Origin of the sequence: Nocardia sp. NPDC059154 (genome assembly GCF_042755705.1) — a bacterium.
Classification (GTDB): domain Bacteria; phylum Actinomycetota; class Actinomycetes; order Mycobacteriales; family Mycobacteriaceae; genus Nocardia.
On the sequence record NZ_JBHZCS010000100.1, the window covers coordinates 1 to 21,539 of the forward strand.

Annotated in this window: 17 protein-coding genes and 5 pseudogenes; 14 read left to right on the forward strand and 8 right to left on the reverse strand. The window is 62.6% G+C overall.

The window, feature by feature from the left end:
• Positions 1 to 454: 454 nt before the first annotated feature.
• Positions 455 to 673 (forward strand): annotated as a pseudogene (locus ACFXN1_RS46670) (DUF4158 domain-containing protein); the annotation flags it as partial.
• Between the two features lie 179 nt (positions 674 to 852).
• Positions 853 to 1,661, forward strand: a pseudogene (locus tag ACFXN1_RS46675) (IS256 family transposase); the annotation flags it as partial.
• A gap of 12 nt (positions 1,662 to 1,673) precedes the next feature.
• Here the strand turns inward: ACFXN1_RS46675 and ACFXN1_RS46680 are convergent.
• The 4 genes from ACFXN1_RS46680 to ACFXN1_RS46695 all read right to left on the reverse strand — a co-directional run bounded on the left by ACFXN1_RS46680 (position 1,674) and on the right by ACFXN1_RS46695 (position 4,577).
• On the reverse strand, positions 1,674 to 2,045 hold the full coding sequence (locus tag ACFXN1_RS46680) for a hypothetical protein (protein WP_379444303.1): 372 nt from the start codon (positions 2,043 to 2,045) through the stop codon (positions 1,674 to 1,676).
• 5 nt (positions 2,046 to 2,050) lie between these two features.
• Entirely contained in the window at positions 2,051 to 2,755 is a 705-nt protein-coding gene (locus ACFXN1_RS46685) for a hypothetical protein (protein ID WP_379444272.1), read from the reverse strand.
• 308 nt (positions 2,756 to 3,063) lie between these two features.
• Positions 3,064 to 3,930 carry a biotin-dependent carboxyltransferase family protein gene (locus tag ACFXN1_RS46690; RefSeq protein ID WP_379444274.1) on the reverse strand — a complete coding sequence of 289 codons (867 nt, stop codon included), beginning with the start codon at positions 3,928 to 3,930 and terminating at the stop codon, positions 3,064 to 3,066.
• Positions 3,927 to 4,577, reverse strand: coding sequence for an allophanate hydrolase subunit 1 (locus ACFXN1_RS46695; protein ID WP_379444275.1), 651 nt, complete (start codon positions 4,575 to 4,577; stop codon positions 3,927 to 3,929). Before ACFXN1_RS46695 ends, ACFXN1_RS46690 begins: the two co-directional genes overlap by 4 nt.
• Before the next feature lie 359 nt (positions 4,578 to 4,936).
• On the opposite strand from ACFXN1_RS46695, the gene ACFXN1_RS46700 reads away from it, so the two are divergent.
• Complete coding sequence (locus ACFXN1_RS46700) at positions 4,937 to 5,668, forward strand: GntR family transcriptional regulator (protein ID WP_379444276.1); 732 nt, start codon at positions 4,937 to 4,939, stop codon at positions 5,666 to 5,668.
• 556 nt (positions 5,669 to 6,224) lie between these two features.
• Here the strand turns inward: ACFXN1_RS46700 and ACFXN1_RS46705 are convergent.
• Both ACFXN1_RS46705 and otnI read right to left on the reverse strand, forming a co-directional pair.
• Entirely contained in the window at positions 6,225 to 6,413 is a 189-nt protein-coding gene (locus ACFXN1_RS46705) for a hypothetical protein (RefSeq protein WP_379444277.1), read from the reverse strand.
• 697 nt (positions 6,414 to 7,110) lie between these two features.
• Positions 7,111 to 7,914, reverse strand: a complete 804-nt coding sequence (gene otnI, locus ACFXN1_RS46710; protein ID WP_379444278.1) for a 2-oxo-tetronate isomerase — start codon at positions 7,912 to 7,914, stop codon at positions 7,111 to 7,113.
• Positions 7,915 to 8,815: 901 nt separating this feature from the next.
• Here otnI and ACFXN1_RS46715 point away from each other — a divergent pair.
• From ACFXN1_RS46715 to ACFXN1_RS46725, 3 genes and pseudogenes are all read left to right on the forward strand, one after another.
• Positions 8,816 to 9,490, forward strand: a complete 675-nt coding sequence (locus ACFXN1_RS46715) for a GntR family transcriptional regulator (RefSeq protein ID WP_379444279.1) — start codon at positions 8,816 to 8,818, stop codon at positions 9,488 to 9,490.
• 88 nt (positions 9,491 to 9,578) lie between these two features.
• Positions 9,579 to 10,952, forward strand: a pseudogene (locus ACFXN1_RS46720) (transposase); the annotation flags it as partial.
• 179 nt (positions 10,953 to 11,131) lie between these two features.
• Complete coding sequence (locus ACFXN1_RS46725) at positions 11,132 to 12,238, forward strand: tyrosine-type recombinase/integrase (RefSeq protein ID WP_379463987.1); 1,107 nt, start codon at positions 11,132 to 11,134, stop codon at positions 12,236 to 12,238.
• A gap of 217 nt (positions 12,239 to 12,455) precedes the next feature.
• On the opposite strand, the gene ACFXN1_RS46730 is transcribed toward ACFXN1_RS46725, so the two are convergent.
• On the reverse strand, positions 12,456 to 12,794 hold the full coding sequence (locus ACFXN1_RS46730) for a hypothetical protein (protein ID WP_379463989.1): 339 nt from the start codon (positions 12,792 to 12,794) through the stop codon (positions 12,456 to 12,458).
• A 52-nt stretch (positions 12,795 to 12,846) separates the two neighbouring features.
• Here ACFXN1_RS46730 and ACFXN1_RS46735 point away from each other — a divergent pair, with 52 nt between their 5' ends.
• The 7 genes and pseudogenes from ACFXN1_RS46735 to ACFXN1_RS46765 all read left to right on the forward strand — a co-directional run bounded on the left by ACFXN1_RS46735 (position 12,847) and on the right by ACFXN1_RS46765 (position 18,519).
• A complete protein-coding gene (locus ACFXN1_RS46735) occupies positions 12,847 to 14,634 on the forward strand; it encodes a hypothetical protein (RefSeq protein WP_379463991.1) in 1,788 nt (595 codons plus the stop codon).
• Between the two features lie 55 nt (positions 14,635 to 14,689).
• Positions 14,690 to 15,220, forward strand: a complete 531-nt coding sequence (locus ACFXN1_RS46740) for a DUF6262 family protein (RefSeq protein WP_379444282.1) — start codon at positions 14,690 to 14,692, stop codon at positions 15,218 to 15,220.
• Positions 15,221 to 16,462: 1,242 nt separating this feature from the next.
• Positions 16,463 to 17,179 (forward strand): annotated as a pseudogene (locus ACFXN1_RS46745) (reverse transcriptase domain-containing protein); the annotation flags it as partial.
• Between the two features lie 164 nt (positions 17,180 to 17,343).
• A complete protein-coding gene (locus ACFXN1_RS46750; protein WP_379444283.1) occupies positions 17,344 to 17,634 on the forward strand; it encodes a hypothetical protein in 291 nt (96 codons plus the stop codon).
• 132 nt (positions 17,635 to 17,766) lie between these two features.
• Complete coding sequence (locus ACFXN1_RS46755; protein ID WP_379444284.1) at positions 17,767 to 17,895, forward strand: hypothetical protein; 129 nt, start codon at positions 17,767 to 17,769, stop codon at positions 17,893 to 17,895.
• 215 nt (positions 17,896 to 18,110) lie between these two features.
• Positions 18,111 to 18,203: pseudogene (locus ACFXN1_RS46760) on the forward strand (recombinase family protein); the annotation flags it as partial.
• Entirely contained in the window at positions 18,193 to 18,519 is a 327-nt protein-coding gene (locus ACFXN1_RS46765; protein WP_379444285.1) for a recombinase family protein, read from the forward strand. The pseudogene ACFXN1_RS46760 and the gene ACFXN1_RS46765, both read left to right, overlap by 11 nt.
• A 150-nt stretch (positions 18,520 to 18,669) precedes the next feature.
• Here the strand turns inward: ACFXN1_RS46765 and ACFXN1_RS46770 are convergent, their stop codons facing one another.
• Positions 18,670 to 19,614 (reverse strand): LysR family transcriptional regulator, encoded by a 945-nt coding sequence (locus ACFXN1_RS46770; protein ID WP_379444286.1) that lies wholly within the window; start codon positions 19,612 to 19,614, stop codon positions 18,670 to 18,672.
• A gap of 992 nt (positions 19,615 to 20,606) precedes the next feature.
• On the opposite strand from ACFXN1_RS46770, the gene ACFXN1_RS46775 reads away from it, so the two are divergent.
• Entirely contained in the window at positions 20,607 to 21,503 is an 897-nt protein-coding gene (locus ACFXN1_RS46775; RefSeq protein ID WP_379444288.1) for a 3-keto-5-aminohexanoate cleavage protein, read from the forward strand.
• Positions 21,504 to 21,539 lie beyond the last annotated feature (36 nt).

Here is a 21,539-nt window from a genome sequence, read left to right on the forward strand (position 1 = left end):
GGTGGCGGTTCCGCCTCGGAACGCGAATCGGTGCGGATGGTGATGGACATCGTATTCGTCCTTGCATGCTAAGCCCCACCCCGGAGAAATGCTGTCGTCTACAGCCTGCTCTGCACTGGGCGGTACCTGTGACGGCTGAGTTGCCACAGACATACCTATTACTGCGGCTTCCGCACTCGCCATAACCACTCATCCACCCGTTTGAGCTGCTCACCCCGCACGGAGCGCCCGCCACATCCAGAGGCGTGGTGGAAAAATGCAACGACCACGCGCGCATCCTCGTCGCGACGGCGGCCCGCCTCGTGCCTGGTGACTCACACATGCTCGCCGGTTCACCGCTGGCCGGGCGAAGCCCACGTCGTTCCTGGTGTGCTGCATCACGGAAAACAGTCGGCCTTCGCGATCAGGTCGGTGACCATCAGCAGGTCGAACAACTCCAGCGCGTGACTATAACCGGCTCGGGTTCGCACTCCAGCTGGTCACGGTCCGCTACCTGGGGTTGTTCCTAACTGATCCGTTGGACGTGCCAGCCGAGCTGATCGAGTATCTGGCGGAGCAGCTTGACACAGCCCGCCATGCAACCCCCACAACCGAATCCGCTCGCCGAGCAGCACGAATCATCCCATCCCGTGTCAGCGTTCAGCAGGTCAACTACCCTGCGGCCTGCTTTTAGCCTCGACCAATCACGCCAGGTGAGTCGATAACGGCTCTGGGATGGCGAAAGGTGCTCTGAACTGTGATGATTCGATTTGTCTAAGGTTGAATCGGCAGTTCGAGGAGCACCTAATGATCTGAAAGACAACGGGTTTCGATCTGCTCGGCGCGCCAAAGCCGGGCGGGAAGGTACGTCCCATGCTCAAGGTAATCGACGGCGGCGCCGAGTCCAACCAGGACGGCGCGGCGGGTCCGGTGTCGGGTTCGCCAATCGACGAGATCGTGCGCGAAGGCGCGCGGCAGATGCTGGCCGAGGCATTGCGAGCCGAGGTCGCGGCCTATACCGACCGGGTCGACGAGAACGGCCGGCGACTGGTGGTGCGCAACGGCTACCACGCGCAGCGGCAGGTCATGACGGCCGCCGGCGCGGTCACCGTGACCGCGCCGCGCGTCAATGACAAGCGCGTGGATCCGGAAAGTGGTGAGCGGCAGCGGTTTTCCTCGGCGATCCTGCCCGCTTGGTGCCGCCGCTCACCGCAGGTGACGGAAGTCCTGCCGCTGCTGTACTTGCATGGGCTGTCCACGGGCGACTTCGGTGCGGTGCTCGAGCAGTTCCTCGGGTCCGGGGCCGGGTTGTCGGCGGCGTCGATCACGCGGTTGACCGCGTCGTGGCAGGACGAGGCGAAAGCGTTTGCCGCCCGGGATCTCTCGGGCACCGACTACGTCTATCTCTGGGTCGATGGTATCCACACGAAAGTGCGCCTCGAACAGGAGAATTGTGTCTGCTGGTGATGCTCGGAGTCCGCGCCGATGGCCGCAAGGAGCTGGTCGCGATCAGCGACGGTTACCGGGAGTCGACAGAGTCGTGGGCCGATCTGCTACGTGATTGCCGCCGTCGCGGCATGACCGCCCCGGTGCTGGCGGTCGGGGACGGCGCACTCGGGTTCTGGAAAGCGCTGCGCGAGGTGTTCCCGCAAACCCGAGAACAGCGCTGCTGCTCCCACAGAAGCCGTAAGGAATCAACCTGTCGGTGTGTCGCGGATATCTTCCGCGGTGAGGAGTTCGGTGGCGGTGCGGTAGCGGGTTGCTGCCGGTGTGGGGTTGTAGCCATCGTCTTCGAGCAGTGGTCGTGTTTCGCGGACGACGCCGCCGATCAGGGAGCGGCTGACGTCGCCGAGGGCGTCGGCGAGAACGTCGAGGGTGCACAGTTTTCGGAGGTAGAGCACGGTCAGCAGGACGCGTTCGGCGTTGCCGATCTTCTGCGGGAACACCCCGCCGCGGGTGCCGTGCTGGCGCGGTCCGCCGCGGCGGTGGTGGGAGAGACGTTCGGCCTGGGCTGCCTGCCGGCTGGCGAGGCGCTGGGTGAGATCGGCCAGTTCGCAGCGGCTCATCCCGGTCAGTGCCGGTGCCGACAGTGTCTCGATGATCTCGGTGCGGGCGGGCTGGATGTCGTGGTCGAGGAAGGCCAGCAGGTCGCGGGAGGAGTTGAACCGGACCGGGGCGGTGCCGGGGTCGTGGCCGTGGTCCTCGAGTGCTTCGCGGGTCTTTTCACCAGGTCACCGATGCACATGTCGGTCACCTCGAGCAGGTCGGCGAGGACTTTCATCGAGCACACCTGACGCTGATAGACCAGGGTGAGCAGGACACGGTCCGCGTCGTCGAACAGTGGTGTGACCCACAGTGCGCCGGTGGCCCGGCGAGCTCGGCCACCGCGTTGCTCACAGTGACGCTGCTGCGTCCGGGCGGCCTGCAGCGGTGCCAGTTCCGCTCGCAATTGGGCGAGTTCGGTGCTGCTGAGCCCGGTCAGCCGTGGGTCGTCGAGCTTGCGCAGCGTGTCCAGGCGGTGGGTGGGGCCACTTTTCTGCTCCGGAGATGCGTTGTCGCCGACCGCTTCCGGGTGCAGGGGGTAGTTCCAGGTTCCGTGGATGGCGTGAGGTTGCAGCGGCAGTGCGGCGAAGCGCTCCCGGCTGACCGACACGCCGATGGGGTAGTCGCCGTCGTCGAGGGCGGCTTCCACGCGCAGGCCGGTGCTGGTGCGGGTCGAGGCAATGGTTTCGATGACGACTTCGTGGCTGGTCAGCGGCCGGCCACGCCAGTTCATCGAACACCGCTGACTCCGCGGCGAACCTATGCGAAACTTGCACCCGAAGTGCCCTTCTGAGACCGGACGATCACTGCCTAGACAACAGCGATCACCCCAGCTCGAAGGGCACTTTTCTCGTTCATCAGACACCAGCGGACACAAGACCATCGGTCGATCGAGGCTCAGGGTCGAGACAAAATCTCTAGCCGCAGGAGTCGCCAGCGAAGGCCGGGCTTTCTAGCGGCACGAGTGACTCGTTGGCCCCAGGTAAGCTCTTCGATGTCGCACACCGGGGTGACCTTTGCTTGATCGGTGACAGTTTGTCGCTATCGCAGCAGACGGATGCGGACGCGTTGCCCTGGCCGTATCTGAGCAGCGGAGTCGATATCGGCCTCGGCGAGCACAGCGATAACAGGATATCCGCCCGTCACGGGATGGTCGGCGAGGAAGATCACCGGCTGTCCGGAAGGTGGGATCTGAATGGAGCCGGGGGCGACAGCTTCGGTCGGCAGTTCCCCGGGACAGGACCGTTCGAGCATAGGCGCGCTGTTGTCTGTCCGGTCCAACCGCAGACCGATACGGTTGACATTTGTTGTGGCCTGCCAGGTTCCGAGCTCAAGCGCCTCGGGGTTCTTGAACCAACCGTCACGGGGGCCGCGAAGGGCGCGCAAATCGATGATGTCAGCCTGCAGGCCGCATATCGGTGCCAGAGTGATCGGCGGGAGTGGCTGCTGTGCATTGCCGATGGGTAGCTGCGCGCCTGCTGATAGCGGCGCTGGGCCGAGCCCAGAGAGCGTGTCGCAGCTGCGTGAGCCGAGTACCGGTTCGACCTCGACTCCACCGCGCACGGCAACATAAGTCCGTAGTCCGTGGGTCGGCGTTCCAAGCTGCAAGGTCTGGCCTGGGTGAAGCCATATCGTGCAGGCGTGTGGGTGGGGGGTGCCTGCGATCGTAAGCGGCGCATCGGCACCGGTCACAGCGACGGCAACGGTGGCGTCGGTGGAGATGGTCAGGCCGCCAAGAAGGCATTCAATGCCGGCGGTGCCGGGGGCGTTGCCGACCATGCGGTTGGCGAGGTCGAACGAGGCTCGGTCGGCGGCTCCGGAAGCCCCAACGCCGGACCTCCGCAGTCCGGCGCGCCCATGGTCTTGAATGAGTGTTTGCGGCCTGCATCTGTGGATAATGATTGTCATCGCTTCCGGTTCCCCGCATCCTGGAACCTGACCCTGGTCCCGGCCGTCAATAGGGAGGGCGGTACAGCATCTAGATCCCACAGAGGTGTGTCCGTGGAACCGATCAGTTGCCATCCTCCGGGCGACGAACGAGGATAGATAGCACTGTATGCGCCAGCGAGAGCTACCGCTCCGGCGGGCACAGAGGGGCGGGGCTGTGCGTGGCGTGGAATATCGAGCATATTTTCAGGGGACGTGAGATAGCCAAATCCGGGCGCAAACCCAACGAAACTGCAGGTCCAGGTGATGCTGGTGTGTAACTCAATGAGCTCGTCTCGCTCGAGTCCTGCAAAATGAGCGACGTCGTCGAGATCCATGCCGTCGTAGCGCACGTCGATGACGATCTCAGGTCCCAACACCATATCGCCACTACAACCATGCGGTCGAGCGCGGAGGTGGTCGGCAACGACCCTGCGCAGTTCTGTGGCGCTCACGTTGGCGGCAGCGAAAACCATGGCCGTGCGGGCGGCGGGCACAATGTCAGCCACCTGTGGTGGCTTCATCGTGTGTAGGTAATGGGTGAAGGCGACGACAGCAGCACGATCGTTGAACTCGACCAGCACCGCGCGCTCCCCGGCTGACATGATGGTTGGCAATGCGCTGGTCATAGTGAGCTTTCAAAGAGAACACTGTCGGCTGCGGTTGCGCGTACATGCCGAGCGTGGAACGTGTGGCCGTGGCTGCAGATGCTGCGGACGCGCGCACCCTGGGCCACCTCCACATTGACCACGCCTGGCAACATTGCCGCGGCATACTCGCTCACACGAGGGAGTCTTTGCACAGCGCCGACCTCGCTTTCTCATAGGAAACCAAACGCTCGGCAGGAGCTGATGACACCCACAGCTTGAGCGGCCACAACAACAAGATACAAAATCGTAGAACGATTCGGCAATCCTGCGTTTGAGCTTTCGGAGCGCTACCTCTAATCTGGAACGAAGGTGAAGGCGCGCATGCAGGAGTTCACAAGATGACAACTTGGCAGAGCGCCAACGAGGTGGCGCACGCCCGGTTGGCCGAGCAACGATCGACACTGGAGCGGACTAGCACTTCGGAGCGAGTTGCAGAACTGGTGCGTCAGACGATCGTAGACGGCACCTTCCGGCCGGGGACCCACCTGTCGGAACCTGAAATATGTACGGCCCTCGGAGTTTCGAGAAACACACTTCGCGAGGCTTTTCGTTACTTGGCGAAGGACCGGCTCGTCACGCACGAACTCAACCGCGGGGTCTTCGTACGGCTGCCGACTCTCGACGATATACGCGAGCTCTATCGCTGCCGGCGCCTCGTAGAGTGCGCTGCAGTCCGCGGTTTCAACGGCAGTGCCGAGGCTCTCACGCCTGTTCATGAAGCACTGACCATGGCCAGAGAGAAAAGCAACGAGGGCGACTGGATCGCCACTGGGACTGCTGACATCCACTTCCACAGAGCTCTCACCGCGTTGGCCGGAAGCACTCGTATCGATGAGCTGATGGAGGTCACTTTTGCCGAGCTCCGTTTGGTGTTTCTGACAATGGGTGATCCGCAACCGTTCCACGAACCCTACATCGAACGCAACTGTGAGATAGCCGCCCACCTGAGGGCTGGACGAACCGAAGAAGCCGAACGCAAGCTGCGTCATTACCTCGTCGAGGCCGAACACGAGATCTTCGCCGCCTACCAGCAAACCCAGAATTCTGTCGAACTGAAGTACACGCTGTAATGAGACTATGGACGCAGGGGTAGGCTCGCCACGACTGGCCGCAGGTGGAGCGCGACGGAACGTCACTCGATATGGCGTAGGTCCGCGGTGGACGAAGACTTCAACCCCGGGATCTCATCCAGCCCCGCACCGGTGCACGCGTGCTCAGCGCAGCGGCGATGGCATACCAGCACCGCTGGCTGGGATCATGCCATCGGTCTCAATGGAACGACTTCAAGACCGGCCACACTTGCACTCACTGCTCGGCTCCGTGACATAATCACAGCGATCTGCAATGACCACTGGCATGTGAATGGATTCACTAGCACTCGGAGGTGCGGCAGGGCGCACAAGTAGCGTGTCGATGTCCTGCCAACGTCACCACATGGCATGACCACGCTGCAGACTACTGACGGCATTTGGCGAGTCGCGAATACGGCCTACGCTGCCTGATCGCGGAGCGTGGGTGGCCAAACGACGATGAACTGGACCGGCGCGAGACCGGTGTAGTAGTGCCTTTCCCGCAGGTTTGCTGCGGTCGGCGCTGCCAGTGCCGTGGATACTGCAGTCGACAGCCTCATCGATGGAATCGACGCCGAATATTTGCGTTGCTGGTATTTTGACCATCACTGGGCCGATCGACGAGCCACCACAGCATTTCCGCCTCGGCGATGGTGCGGTACGTGTCGTGCTCGCGCACTGGATCCAGGTCGATGGATACCAAGTGACCGGCCTCCGCTGGATCTATAGACTGACGAGAACTCATCGCATGCGACACGGTACATCAGCGCACAACAGCAAACGGGCGACGTCAACAGCCGCAATCCGGAAGTGCGTGAACCTCTCCGCAAATCCAGTCCATACTGCACGGGATCTTTCACGCGTGCTTGAAGACCACTGGGAAGGTGGCGACACCTCTGACACCCGCACGCACCATCCGTGCCAGATCTCCACAGACAATTAGCTGCCTGCTCAATCCGTCGAGCCAAACAGAAACGCCCTGATCGGTCAATTGCTACAATCCGCCCAAACACTACGCCATGAATGGAGGCGGCTGTCACTGCCAGCGTTTTTTGAGCGCGAGCAGCCGCGACGGCTGGGCGAGGGAAGCAGGGCCGTCGGAGCGGCGAATAACCTGACAGACCTGCCCCCTTTTCCGCGCGGCCTCGCTACTCAGACCAACGCGAGGGCCAGCGCCGTGCAGGATGCCGACCCTAACCTGCGCAACCCGACTCTCTTACTTGCAGCGAAGTTTGAAGATTTTTGTGATATATGGCGTCGATTTTCCCCTTCGTCGATGGCGTATTCCTCCCGTTGCGATTTTAAAGCAACTTCCTGTATAGCGTGTTGCCGTAATTCTGACGCCCCCTGCTCTCGCGGTCGATTACCTCTCGTGCGAGATTACAAATCATAAGACTGCTAATCTAGGATGGAAAAAGTACGTGCGCGGGTGATGGCGGTGCTCATGCGCTTTGGCTTCGGTAGGTGCTCAACCAACCGAGGCCCTCGCTCGTGCCAGCTATGGGGTAGTACTCACAGCCGACCCATCCTTCGAAACCCATGTCATCGACAGCGTTTAGGAGATATTCGATATTAAGCTCTCCTGAATCGGGCTCGTGGCGGTCGGGGACGCTCGCGATTTGCACGTGACCGACTCGGCCGGTAGGTATGTCTCGGCGTAGCGTCGTGGCGAGATCGCCCTCCTCGATCTGACAGTGGTAGAAGTCGAGCTGGACCTTGAGATTTTGCGCTCCCACCTCCTGCACCACGGCGTGGGCTTGGGCTTGCTTGTTCAGGAGGTAGTCGGGAATGTCGCGGCCGTTAATCGGTTCGATGAGGATGTCGATGCCCGATGCCGCTGCGCGATCCGCGGCCCAGGCGAGGTTGGCGCGGTAGGTGTCGTGCTGCTTGGTCCGCTCCGCCGGACTAGCATCTGGCCGAATCACCCCAGCCATCACATGCACCTGCCGACAGTTCAGTTGCGAGGCGTACTCAAGAGCTCGTTCGATCCCAGAGCGCGTCTCCGACTCGCGTCCTGGAAGCGCGGCAATCCCGCGTTCGCCCGAGTCCCACGCACCGGAAGGCGCGTTGAACAGGACTTGCTTGAGGCCGTGATCATCGAGTCGACGGCGCAACTCGGTAACGTCGTACGCAAACGGCGAGAAATATTCGACCGCCTCGAAACCATCAGCCGATGCAGCGGCGAAGCGGTCGAGAAAGTCGTGTTCGTTGTACATCATAGATAGGTTCGCAGCGAACCTCGGCATGTTGGCTCCTATGTTTGGACTGGGCTCTTTTTGCCCGTCAACGGTGACGAGCTGCTAGTCAGAATTTCGAGTGTCGCATAGGCCGCGATAGCGGGGTGGAGCGCGGATCGCAGATTTCCAGTCACTCGTCTGCGAGCGTGCAACTTCGAGCGTCGATGCGGACCGCCGTACATGTCCTCGTAGCCTGTGTGACGATTGCCCGTTCGGGGATCGGACCCGAACCCCCATCAGGTCGCCCCCCTGCACGAACTTGGCACTATCCACGAAAACGGGGAGCGGAATGATGCGAATGACGAACGATGGGTTCAGCGGACATAGCAGAGCCTCACTGAGGGGACATGCATGAGAAGCCAAGGAACTGAACTGCGAAACCGGCACACCCGGGGTGGCACGGTTTGCACGACCGCTAACGACTTCCAGAGACGGCCACGTCGATACAGCGCAGGTGGACCCGTGCGGGCTTATGGCTAGAAGCTGAGCAGGAGGGATCATGGACGCCGCTGAGCAGTGTGGTGCGAGGATGGCGGTCGCACTATTGCGACTGAGCTGAGATCGCCATCATGGGTACCTCCGTCGAACCTATAACCGGGAAGGTCGAGAACCTGAGGCTGCGATGGAGAGCTAGCAGCGGGAGCGCCGGCGGTCACAGAGCAGTCATGTCCCCGTAATGCTGCCTGGTTCATTTCAGTGTTGGATGTTCGCCTGATGGGGAGGAAGTGGCGTAGTCCGCATCCTCGTCGTTAGCCCAGGTCACTGGCCTCACAGGGTGCATCACACCGCAGCTCCTCATTATCGATAATGTTAGTGATCTAATAATCGACATCGAACCATGCGAAGTGGGTGAAGACAAGACTTGTGCGAGAATGAGCTCCCCTCTCACCAGCGAAGGAGGTCAGGTCCCGTGTCAGATACGCACGATGCGAAGCGTGGGCCCCGGGCCTTAGGCGACGTGGCGGACCTGCTCGAAGAGGAAATCGTCCTCGGAATCCGGTACCCACGTGAGCGCCTCGTCGAGGACGAACTGATGGACCGGTTCGCTGCCAAGCGGCATGTCGTGCGTGGTGCCTTGCAGGAACTGGAGAACCGCCGCCTCATCGAGCGCCGGCATAATGTCGGGGCATTTGTCAAGGCTTACACTGCCAAAGAGGTCCGGGATATCTATGCTGTGCGAGAACTGCTCGAGGTCCACTGCGCGCGGATCATCAAGCTGCCGGTGGCGCCGGAACGTATCGAGGAACTCATCGCAACCCAGCATCAACACGACACCGCAATTAAGTCCGGCGACCTACGTGGCGTTGTGCGGGCGAACACAGCCTTTCACCAGGCGCTATTCGCGTTATCCGACAATGAAGCACTCGTCGCCGCGATCCTCCAGCACGCTCAAATGACGTACGTGATCCGGTCGGTCACCGTCACCTCTAGGGAATACCTCGAGCGTGCCCAACAAGAGCACTGGGCTATGATCCGCGCCCTCGAGGAGCAGACCCGAGAACTCCTCCTCGAAACCTGCAAGGCTCATTTGCTGCCCTCTCGCGACGCATATCTGCAGCGGATAGCCGCACTGTCCAGCTCGTAAAACGAGCGTTCTCTTTGTGTAGCCCCGTGGCGGCCTAACAGGCGAGATTCGTGCGGCGTCGAGAGCGCAGGTTAGCTGCTTTCACGGCCGTTTGGTCGGCAAATCCGCCGATCCGGCCTGCGCGCTGGCCAGCGCTACCGACGAACTGCACGAGGCCTCGGCGAACTGGAGACCGTGCTGGCAAAGGGCGAGGGTCCCGTCCGTCTCGACGAGGACGGCGACCTGGTGATCTCGCCGTTGACCGCCGAGGACGTCCCGGAGGAGGCGAGGGCACTCAAGGCCGAGCTGAGCGAGATGCTGCCGTTTCGCGCCGATCGTGGCGCTGCTGATCGAGCTGGACAAACGCACCGGCTACCTGGACTGCTTCACCCAGGCCTCCGGCAAGGAGCCTCGCAGCCCGGAACTGAAACGCAACCTGATCGCGGTCCTGCTGGCCCTCTCCACGAACCTCGGACTGACCCGGATGGCCGACGCCTCCGCCATCTCCTACGACATCCTCGCCTGGACCTCGGAATGGTACGTGCGGGAGGAGACGCTGCGCGCGGCGAACCTGATGCTCATCGGCTACCACCAAAGCCCGCCACTCACAGCCGTTTTCGGTGCCGGCACGCTGTCCTCCAACGACGGCCAGCGGTTCCCGACCCGCGGCAAGTCCATCACCGACGCAGCCTTGAGCCGCTACTTCGCCAACGAAGGGCTCAGTACATACACCCACGTCACCGACCAGCACGCCACCTGCGGCACCAAGGTCATCGTCGCCACCAAACGCGAAGCCCACTACGTGCTCGACGAAATCCTCGGTAACGCAACCGATCTGCCGATCACCGAACACGCAACCGATACCCACAGCGTCACGCTTCGTCAACTTCGGGCTGTTCGATCTACTCGGGATGAAGCTCTCGCCGCGCATCCGAGACCTGGGCCGCATCACTATGTACCGACCGGGGCCACGCGCCGAGGCCGAGCCGCGGTTCCCGCACGCCGGGCCGCTGCTGACCCGCAAGCTGAATCTGGATCTCATCGGCGAGCACTACAACGACCTGCTCCGGCAGGCCAGCTCGCTGAAGGTCGGGCACGCCACCGCATCATTGCTGGTCGGCAAGCTGTCCGCATCCGGTCGGCAGAACGCCCTCGCGGCGGCCCTCAAGGAATACGGGGCACTGCGCAGAACGATCTACGCCGCGATAAGTACCTGTCGGATCCGGACTATCGGCGCAAGATCTCCCGCCAGCTCAACAAGGGCGAATCCCTGCACGCCCTGCGTCGGGACCTGCTCTGCGCCCACGAAGGCATGATCCGCGCCTGGCATCTGGAATCCCAGACCGAACAGGCATGGAGCCTGACCATGGCCACCAACGCCGTGATCGCCTGGACCGCAGAGTAGTACGGGCTGGCGGTGGAGCAGATGCTCCGCGAGGGCCAGCGCATCGACGACGAGGTGCTGGCGCACGTCTCACCCGCTTTCCTCGGGTTCTCTGGGGTGTAGTGGACTGTCGCGTGGAAGAGTCGGTGACTTCGTGCGCGACATCATTCGTAGGCCTGTCGTGCGTGTAGTTCACGTCGGAAGTCCTACGGGTGTGGAGGATACGTCGGTTGCGGCGGTTCGAGGTTCGGTTGCCGTCCGGGGATCGGTACTGGACGGTGCTCGACGATGAGTTGCGGGTTGTCGGTTGTGTCGATGAGTTCTTGCGACACTTGAGATTTGGGCAGGACTGCGCGGAGGGAACCACGGCTGCCTACGCGAGTTCGCTGGTGTTGTATCTGAACTGGTGCCAGACGACCAGCCGCGAGTGGCGAGAAGCAGGTGCCGCGCTGGGAGCGTTCATCCTGTGGCTGCGGTACACCCCGGATTCGAAGTCGGCCACCGTGTTGATTGGGCCGGGACGCGAGCCGGTCCGTGGTGAGCGGCGGGTCAATGCGATCCTGACCGCCGTGCGTGGTCTGTTGGCGTTCGCCGTGACGGCGGGCGAAGCCAGGCCGGAGGTCATGGCCCAGATCTACGAGTTGGGCAGCACTCTGGATCTGCCGACAGAGCTGCGCGGCGAGGGAATGGCCGTGCTGCCGCGGGCGAAGGCTCGCCATCGGCTCAGCGAGCCGGACACGACGGTGGACAGAGCCAGCGACGAAGAGGCCGTCGCTCTGCTGCGCGCCTGCCGGTTGGCCCGAGACCGTTTCATCCTCCTGCTGTTGGGCCGGGCCGGGCTACGGCGCAGCGAGGCCGCTGGGCTGCGACGTGAGGACCTGCACTTCGTTGTCGACTCGACCGTGCTGGGTTGTCCGGTGCAGGGTCCGCATCTGCATGTCGCGCGGCGGGCGAACTCGAATCAAGCCTGGGCGAAATCCCGCCACGCTCGGTGCATTCCGGCGGATTGGCTGGTCGTGCAGGCCTACGACCAATGGTGTTGGGAACGCAAGAATCGCGCGTTGCCCGTCGACAGCGACTACGTGTTGGTCAACATCGCCCGCGGTCGGCTGGGTGAGCCGATGACGCCCGGCGCGCTGAACGAACTGCTGGACCGGCTCGCCGGGCGCGCGGGAATCGAGCGCGCGGTCTCACCGCACATGCTCCGGCACGCGTTCGCCAGCAACGTGCTCGACGCCGGCGGCGCAATCGACGAGGTCCAACAGCTCCTGGGCCATCGCTCACCCAGTTCGACCCAGGTTTACATCCATCCCGACTTCGGGCGCCAGCGAGCCGCGGTCGAGCGGGTCGCTGCCCTGCGCGAGCCGGTTGGGGGTGCTCGGTGATCGGCGCAGAGAGCCTCCTCGTGGTTCCGAGCCGGGACGGCGACGCTCTTCGGGAGCGTTATCAGGCGGCGCTGGAGCCGGAGTTCTTGGAATCGGTCGGCTGGGATCCGGACAACAGGGTGCTGATGATCCCTCCGGACCATCCAGCGCTGGGCTACGCGATCTGCCATGTCACCAGCTGCGATGTTGTCGCTACCCGAACCCACGGTCTTTGCCCTCATTGCCACGTGCGCTGGAAGGCGCTCGAAGAGCCGATGACGATCGAGGAGTTCTGGAGGATCGGCCGCACCGGCCGGATGATCGGCGAGGGCCCCTGCGCCGTCACCGACTGTCCGCGACCAGCATTGAGCACCATCAAGGAACTCTGCCGGGCCCACAACTGGCAGCGAACGCGCCAGATGAAGGTGTCGATGCAGACGTTCTTGTCCTCGCCACTGGTTGCCGCTTTGCCGTCCTTCGGGCCTTGCCGGGTCGTCGCATGTCCTCGCCAACGCGACTCGGCCGGCCCGCTGAGAATGTGTCGGTCCCACCGCATGAAGTGGGCGATCCTGGTCAAGAAGAGCGTGAACCCGCTCGACCTCGAATCTTGGTGCCGGACAGAAGGAGCCGTGGTCGAACGCGGTCAGATCAGCCTGCGCGGCCTGCCCGATCTGATCGTCGCGGAGCTGCTGCTGGGTCTGCAACTGCGGTCGGCGACCGGCACGAAGACACCGTTGCGGACCCTGCGATTCTTCACCTACCGGCTGCGGGTCCGACAGGTCGCCTCGATCGTCGATCTCGACGGCATCGACCACGAACAGAACGTGGCCTCACTATGGCGGTCTCTCATCGGACACCTGCGCCGAGCAGCTTCGACACCGGAAGACGAACGTCGCAAAGATATCTGGGACGCAACAATCTTCGGGCATCGAGGAACGATCAACTTCACCGGCATCCGGCAACGATGGATGCGGGAATCACTGAAGGAATGGGCATTCGAAGAACTGCCCACCCACCGCGGAAAGGGCGCCGCCGCGGTCGTCGCATCGAAGGTGAAAGCGATACGGTTCCTCTCCGACAGCCTGCACCTGCAACGCGCCGACCATGGCGAGACACCGGGACTGCTGACCCGCATCGACATCGCCAGCTTCCTCAACTACATGGCATATCTGGAAACCAGCGGCACAGTGAGCAGGTCTTGGCGGGTCAGGCTGACCCGCGACACCGCACGCATCCTGAACGACCTCCGAGCACTGGGATTGACCCAACCCGGTCGCTCGGCGGCCGGGATGCCCGAAGACTTCACCCTGCGTCGTGGCGATATCCCGCAGGAAGCCGACGACGACAGCCCAGGCCGCGCGCTGCCCGATCCCGCGCTGCGGCACCTCTATTCAGCGCTGCCGATTCTCGAGGACCGCTCCAGCCGGGAGATCCGCGTCGCGACCGAGCTGCTGATGGACACCGGACGACGCCCGGACGAGATCCTCAACCTGCCGCTGGACTGCCTCGACCGGGACCGCGACGGCAAATACGTCCTGATCTATGAGGACTTCAAACTGCACCGCAAGAATCGACGGCTGCCGATCACCGACGGCACCGCATCGGTGATCGAGGCGCAGCGCACCGCTGTCATCGCCCGCTACCCGAAGGCCGACCGCAGCACGCTGCCGCTGCTGCCGTCACGGCTGAGAAACCCACGCGGCCAACGACCCTTACCCCAGGCGAGCTTCGGCGCTGCGCACCGGACCTGGATCCACGCCCTGCTGCCGATCGAGCTGCCCAGCGGCATCGTGATCGACAAACCTGATGATCTGGTGCCCTACGCCTATCGGCATTCCTACGCCCAACGCCACGCCGACGCCGGAGTTCCGCTCGATGTATGCGAGATCTCCTGGGACACAACTCAACTGCCACCACCGAGATCTACTACCGAGTCACCGAGAAACGGACTCGCGAGGCCATCGACCGAGTCAGCACGTTCCAATTCGACCGGCACGGCGACCGGATCTGGCGTCAGGCCGAGGCCTTGCTCGACGACGAACGCGCACGCATGCAGATCGGCCAGGTCGCCGTTCCCTACGGCATCTGCGCCGAACCGACCAACGTTCAAGCCGGCGGGCACGACTGCCCGTTCCGGTTCCGATGCGTCGGCTGCGGCCATTTCCGCACCGACGCCTCCTATCTCCCGGACCTGCGGGCCTATCTGCAAGACCTGCTGCGGGACCGCGAACGCGTCCTGGCCACAAGCGAATTGGATCAATGGGCCCGCGCCGAGGCGGTCCCGTCCGAAACGGAAATCCAGAAGGTTCGCCAACTCGTCCGTCGCGTCGAACACGACCTCGACGAGTTGTCCGCCGAGGAACGCGACCAGATCAACGACGCCGTCAAGGTCATCCGCAAGACTCGCCGCACCGTGAACCTCGGGACACCGCGCGTCGCCCCGCCACGCCCCGACCAACTCGGAGAAACAGCATGACCACGGGAAACACCGATTCGCTGACCCGCGCCCGAGCTGACGATAGCTCCCGCCGCCGCCAGGCAGTCCTCAAAGCCCTCAACGCGGCCCGCAATTCAGGTGAGGCCATCACCGTCTCCGGGATCGCACGGGCCGCCGGGGTCCATCGCACCTTCCTCTATCGGCACGCCGACCTGCACGCGACAGTCCTCGCCGAAGCGGCCAAACCGCTTCCGACTCCGACGGGTCATCCGGCGGTCAGCCGCGAGTCGTTGCTGGCCGACCTGGTCAACCTGCAGGCTCGCAACGCTCGCATGGCCCAAACGATCAGCACCCTCGAACGGCGGCTCTCCGAAACACTCGGCGAAGACGTCTGGCGGACATCAGGACTCGGCGCACCCACCGACATCGACACCCTCCAGCGCCGCATCACCGAACTCGAACAGATCAACCTCGATCTGCGAGACGAACTCGCCGAGCGACAGGACGAACTCGACGCAGCCCGCGATGCGAACCGGGAGCTGATAACCCGTCTCAACACGCGCTGACCGAGCCCCTTGCGCAACACCTGTCGCACCCGATAGCCTACTCGCGCACCGGCTTTGACCTGCGCAGAATCGAGCTTCAACAGCCCTCAGCGCTCCGGGAGCCCGAGGAAAGCCAGTACACAGCGAGAACATCAACTAATGACTCCGGAACGCCCAGAAGGACCCCGTCGAGATTGGCGAAGGGGTGCCCCAGCGTTCCGGAGGATCGTGGCGCACTGACCTCTGAACATCAACTGACCGTCGAGGTCTCGAAAAAGACTGAGTGCGGTGCGGCACCCACGGTGGTGGCCCAGATTTGCGAAGGCCTGACGGGGCCAATGACAAGATCAACTGCCTTGCCTCAGCGGCACTCGGCATGTCGAGGCCACCACCTTTTTGGTCAAGAATTGCTCGTGGTTCGAGCCCGTCTGCATGGTCGACACCCCGCCGAATCGGGAACCTGTGAGTTCTGATGCGAAAGACCGGAGCCATGCGGATCGCTGCGATCGCGAACGGCTCAATCGGAGGGAAGACCATGAGTCTCGTCATTAGGTCGCCGCGCGTTCTCGCCAGGGTCTCTGACCAGGCACAACAACAACTTTAGAGATGGAGGGTAGAGCTGGGTGAAGGTGTTTTGCGGCATCGACTGGGCCGAGCGGCATGTGCGCCACGAGGCGCTCGAAGTCGAGCGGAGGTGAGAGACCTTCTCCTTCCGGCCGTCGCAGCGGCCGGATGAAGCTGAGGACAGCCTGATCTGGGAGACGCCGGGGAAGGCGGGAGCAGTCCTGACAACGCCGGGACGTGCCAGCACTGCCAGATGGCGCGGGTCCGGTCAGCGAGACGGAAAGGTATACGCGAGAAACCAGTGTTTGACGCCCCTTAACGGCCCTCCAGCTTAAATCTGGCGGATATGGGCTGGTCGCGGCGCGCACCCCGATGCTGCTGTGAGGTCGGGGAACTCTTGGCGGGGATGTGACGAGCCGTCAGGAGGCCACGGTGAATGCCTGCGGCGTAACCGTGGCGATGCCGCAGGGGTAGAGCTGGATGCCTCATCCGTCGATCGACTTTCGAGTGAACGTGGGAACCGTTCGGTGTCGTCCCTGTCTCGTGCAGCCAGCACGAACCGGGGACAGGCCCGTCGTCGGCTGACGACACCGGGCGGGGCGGACGCTTCGCAGTAGTCCGAGATCGGGAAAGCCGGTCACATGGCGAAGGGAGCCAGCAAATCGGCAGCGGAAGTGTTGGAAAGCCAGGAGGGCACTCGTGAATACAAGTGAACTGTCGCTCAACGGGATTCGCGCTGAGCGGCGGGTACTGGAGATCCAGACCAAGCTGCATCGTTGGGCGAACGACGATCCTCATCGTCGGTTCGACGATCTGTCCAACCTCGTCGCTGACCCCAGCTTTCTGTGGATGGCCTGGGAGCGGGTTGCGGGAAACAAGGGCGCGCGCTCGGCCGGAGTCGACGGGATGACCGCCGCCTTCGTCCGGGACAGGATCGGCGAGGAACGGTTCCTGGCCGAGTTGCGGGATCAGTTGAAGGCCCGCAGTTTTCACCCGACACCGGTCCGAGAACGGATGATCCCCAAGCCGGGGTCGCGCAAGCGGCGTCGCCTGGGCATTCCGACCGTGGCCGATCGGGTGGTCCAAGCGTCCTTGAAGCTGGTGCTGGAACCGATCTTCGAAGCGGACTTCGCTTCGTGCTCTTACGGTTTCAGACCGAACCGGCGTGCGCACGACGCGATGGCCGAGACGCGCTTTCTGGCATCCAAAACCTACGAATGGGTGGTCGAAGGCGACATCAAGGCATGCTTCGACGAGATCTCGCATCCGGCCCTGCTGGACCGAGTGCGGGCTCGAATCGGGGACAAGCGGGTGCTCGCGCTGGTGAAGGCGTTCCTGAAGGCCGGCATCCTCACCGAAGTCGGCACATCCCAGGAGACCGTCACCGGCACCCCGCAGGGCGGGATCCTTACGCCTCCAACGCAGTTGGCAACTTCTGCTTCGATGCCACGCTGAGCTATCGGCGGTTGGAGCGGCCTCGCCGCGCTGGGAAGGCGCGGTGACATGTCGGGTAGTAGTTTTGTGGCATGGTTGGGAGTCGTTGCGGCGCTGCTGAATTCGCTTGTCGTGTCAATGCGGCCGTGGAGCTTCTGGACGCTGGCGCGCCGGCTGCCGAGGCGGCGCGCATGCTGGCGGATCGGTTCGATTGTTCGCAGCGGCAGGCCCGACGGTATGTGGATCGGGCTACTGGCGGCGGCCGGGTGGTGGTTGCTGCCGAGGAGACGGTGGTGTTCACTGTCAAATTGCCTGCGCCGCTTGCGATCCGGGTGCGTGAACGCGCTCGGGAGTCCGGGGGCACGCTCTCCGCCCTGGTAACGCGGGCGTTGACAGAGTTTCTGGTGCGGGGCCAGGCGCGGCCCCGGCTCCTGTGAGCAAGCGGCGGGTCGAGACGCAGTTCGTGTTCGACCGCCACGTGGCCACGGAGGTGTCGGTGGCCTACGAGATTTTGGTACCACAGCGACGGGCCCGCATTCCGCGGGCCGGTCAGGAAGGACGACCACCCCGTGACGAGCACGGTGATCTATGCCCGGGTGTCCTCGGCCCGGCAGAAGAAGAACGAGACGATCGGCTCGCAGATCGCGGCCCTGCGCGCGCACGCCGAACATCTCGGGCGTCATCCGCACGGTGTCTGACGACATGATCAGCACGGTCATGAGGACCCCGGGCTCGAACAGTGCCTGCACGATCTCGTCCGGCAGGAACCGCGGCCGCCGCGAACCCTTGCGCGGCGCAAGTGGATTCGATTCGACCGACCGTTTCGACCGACCGTGCTGGGTGAAGCCACGGCCGGACGTCAGCGCCTCCACCGGGTCCGGCCGGACCTCGCCAGTTAGCCAGCCCAAAAGACCAACTGGTAGTCACCAAGCTCGACCGGCTCGGACGCTCCCACGAGCACCTGATCGAACTGTCGAAGATGCTCCAGGACCGCAGTGTGGACCTGGTCGTGCTCGACCAGGTCCATCGACACCTCTACCGAGGTCGGCCACATGTTCTTCCAAATCCTCGGCGCGATAGCCGAATTCGAACACGCCCTGATGTCCGAACGCACCCGCGACGGGCTGGCCGCCGCCCGCGCCCGCGGACGTGCCGGCGGCCAGAAACCCAAACTCGGCCCCAGACAGGTCCAGCTGGCCCGGCAGATGTACGGCGAGCTCGACGAACTCGGCAAGCATCGCAACACCATCGACCAGATCGCCGCCGAGTTCGGCGTCACCCGCCCCACCATCTACCGCCACTTGAACAAGACGACCCCCTAGCCGCACCGCGCCTGACCAGGAGTTACGAGAACTTCGTTGGATTTTCGGCGATTACTACCGGAACACCGATTTTCTGTGATGGTAAAAAGTCAGAAAAGATCCACGGATATCCTGAATAATGGGAATATTTCGATCATGCTCCATGTCTATTTAACTGGGCGCCGCATAGCGGCTGAGCACTGAGCTCAACTCGGTGAGAACAGCCTGGGTTGCTGGGCTGCCATCGGCGCTTCGCCTCCATGCTACGTGTATCTCGCGTTTCGGCGGGTGTCGCAGAGGCTGGGCGATAAGTGCTTGCTCTGACGGCAGGGGAATAAGACGAGGGATTAGGGCGACAACTTCTCCTGAAGCGACCAGCGAAAGGTGGGTCGCGAAATCATCTACCACGTGGCGCACGTTGGGGTATTCTGGCATATGGGCTAGTAATTGGCGAAACCACTGGTAGTTCACAGTGCCAGGGGGGCTTATCACCCATGCGTGACCCACTAGGTCGGCGCCGACCAATGGTCGGTCGAGGCGCGCAAGGGGATGCAACGGATGCATGACGATATCGCCGATGTCGGTAAGGATGTGGCGTTGAGTCAGGGATGAAGGTGTTGGGGCGGGCAGTCCGTCGACGTCGAGCGTAACTGCCAGGTCGGCGGTTCCGGTTTCCACGCTGTGGAGGGCTTGGTGGCTGTCGGCTTGATTGATGATGTGCACGCTGAGGTCAGGATAACGGGTCGAGAGTCGAGGAATCCCGGGAGAGAGCAGGCTGCGGATAGCGGAGGCGAAGGCGACTACGCGGACAACACCGCGTGGTGGGCCCTGCGTCACGGACCATGCTGCTTCGACGCAGCGCTCCAGCGCTTGAATTACGTCAGGCGCGGAATCGACGATGGCTTGGCCAGCCGGTGTGAGCACGACGCCGCGTCCTGCGTGTGCGAGAAGCGGCACCCCAAGCTGGCGTTCCAGTCTTTTGATCTGCTGAGACACCCCGGAGGTCGTAAATCCCAGCTCGCCGGCTGCTCGGGACACAGTCCCTAGGGAGGCCACCGACTGCAGCGCACGCAGGGCGCCGAACTGTACCGCCTGCAAGGCGCCAAATTCGATCATGGATCAATATTACACGTTATCGGAAACCAAACATCGACTCCTTACTTGCAGAGCTCCGAATCGCAGACCATCGCAACCAGACGCCGTGCCGGCCTGTGTCGCCTGGAACCATGAATCCTGGCCTGGATACTGTGGTGGTCCGCGGAGTTGAGTTCCTTCTTTTGCATACGATCGAGGTTCTTATTTTGTTCGCCTCGAACGGCGTCTTTACATGTTAGGTTCCCAAATTCAGGGATTCCTGTTCGCATCAGAGATTCGCAACTTGGCTCGGCGTGACACTTCCAGGTTTTCGGTACGACGGGAACCGTCCAATCTGATATTTTCCTGATGGCCACTGATGGGCCATTAGATATAATTATCGCTCAGGCGATCGCCTCCGAACGTGCTCACTGACCGGCGGACCTCGTTGCTGAGAGAACACGCTTCGTCCGGACCAATATGCGGTCGCCCGCTGGGCCGGCCGTGGGGTCTGGCGCCTGGACCGGACGCGGACGTCATACGCTGACTGTGAACTGCCGTGGTGACAGCCTGACCGCGATCCGCGCGCGCAATCATTCGTCGTTTCATCTTCCCAGCATGCGGCTACCGACAGCCAGACACGTCCCCGAGGAGACCGAGCCCATAACTCATTGGCACCAACGCTCGGGGCCCAGGTTGACCATAAAGCTGCGTTCCACAGTATCTGGAAGCAAGAATCGATGGACCGCCCTGCTCAGCTGGTGCATGATTGATCCTGTCCAACCTGTAAGTCCGCAACCAGGTTCAGGAGAACTGGCGCAGAAGTTTAATTCTGTAAAATCTAGCCTTAAATGATGCTTGAATTTCAGCATCTAAACGTGGCTAAGATCGTGCGAGAAAATCCATCTTCTCATGGAGAAGTCGCTCGGAAAATACAATTAGCGCCCGTGCTTCTCGATTGGCTTGTGGTGATCATAGTTGTCAGCGATCTGTCCGTATAGGCGGGCAAATTTTAGCGAAAGGAGAGGGTGAGAATGCTCTCCGAGGTGTTTATCACCTGTGCCGTCACCGGGGGTGGGTCAGCGAAGCGAGAGAATGTGCCGGTTAGTCCGGCCCAGATCGCAGACTCGGCGATAGAGGCTGCGCGGGCGGGCGCAGCGGTGGTTCATATTCACGTACGGGACCCTGAGACAGGACTGGGCTCACGGGAGCCGAGGTTGTACCGAGAGGTAGTCGAACGCATTCGTGAGTCCGACGTAGACGTGGTACTGAATCTGACTGCGGGAATGGGTGGCGATCTCGTTCTGGGCGGGCCGGAGTCGCCTCTTCCGCCAGCGGATGAAACTGACATGGCTGGCGCACGTGAGCGGCTGATTCATGTCGAGGAGTTGCGTCCAGAGATTTGCACTTTGGATTGTGGGCCATTGAATAGCAGGTCCAGCCAAGATTACGTCATGATCAACACAGCTGCGATGGTGCGGGCAATGGCTGCGCAGATCCAAGAGCTTGGAGTGCGTGCAGAGCTCGAGGTATTTGATACAGGCCAGCTGGTATTGGTTCGTGATCTAATCGCCGAGGGACTGATCGCGGACCCCGCACTTATCCAGCTATGTATGGGGATCGGCTACGGCGCGCCTGATGACCCTACCACCCTTATGGCGATGGTGAATCAGCTCCCGCCCGGCGCAATTTATTCGGCCTTCGGGATCGGGCGGATGGAGCTGCCGTACGTAGCGTTGGCACCGCTCGTGGGAGCGAATGTGCGGGTGGGGTTGGAGGACAACTTGTATCTTTCCCGCGGCCGCTTGGCGACTAACGCCGGTCTGGTAACGCGCGCAGTGGAGATTCTTGACCGGATTGGGGTCCGAGTAATGAACCCGGACGAGGTCCGCGACAAGCTCGCGCTGAAGGTACACGTCGGAAGGGGTTGACTTTCGTGTCTGGGAACTCACAGTTTACGGAAGATG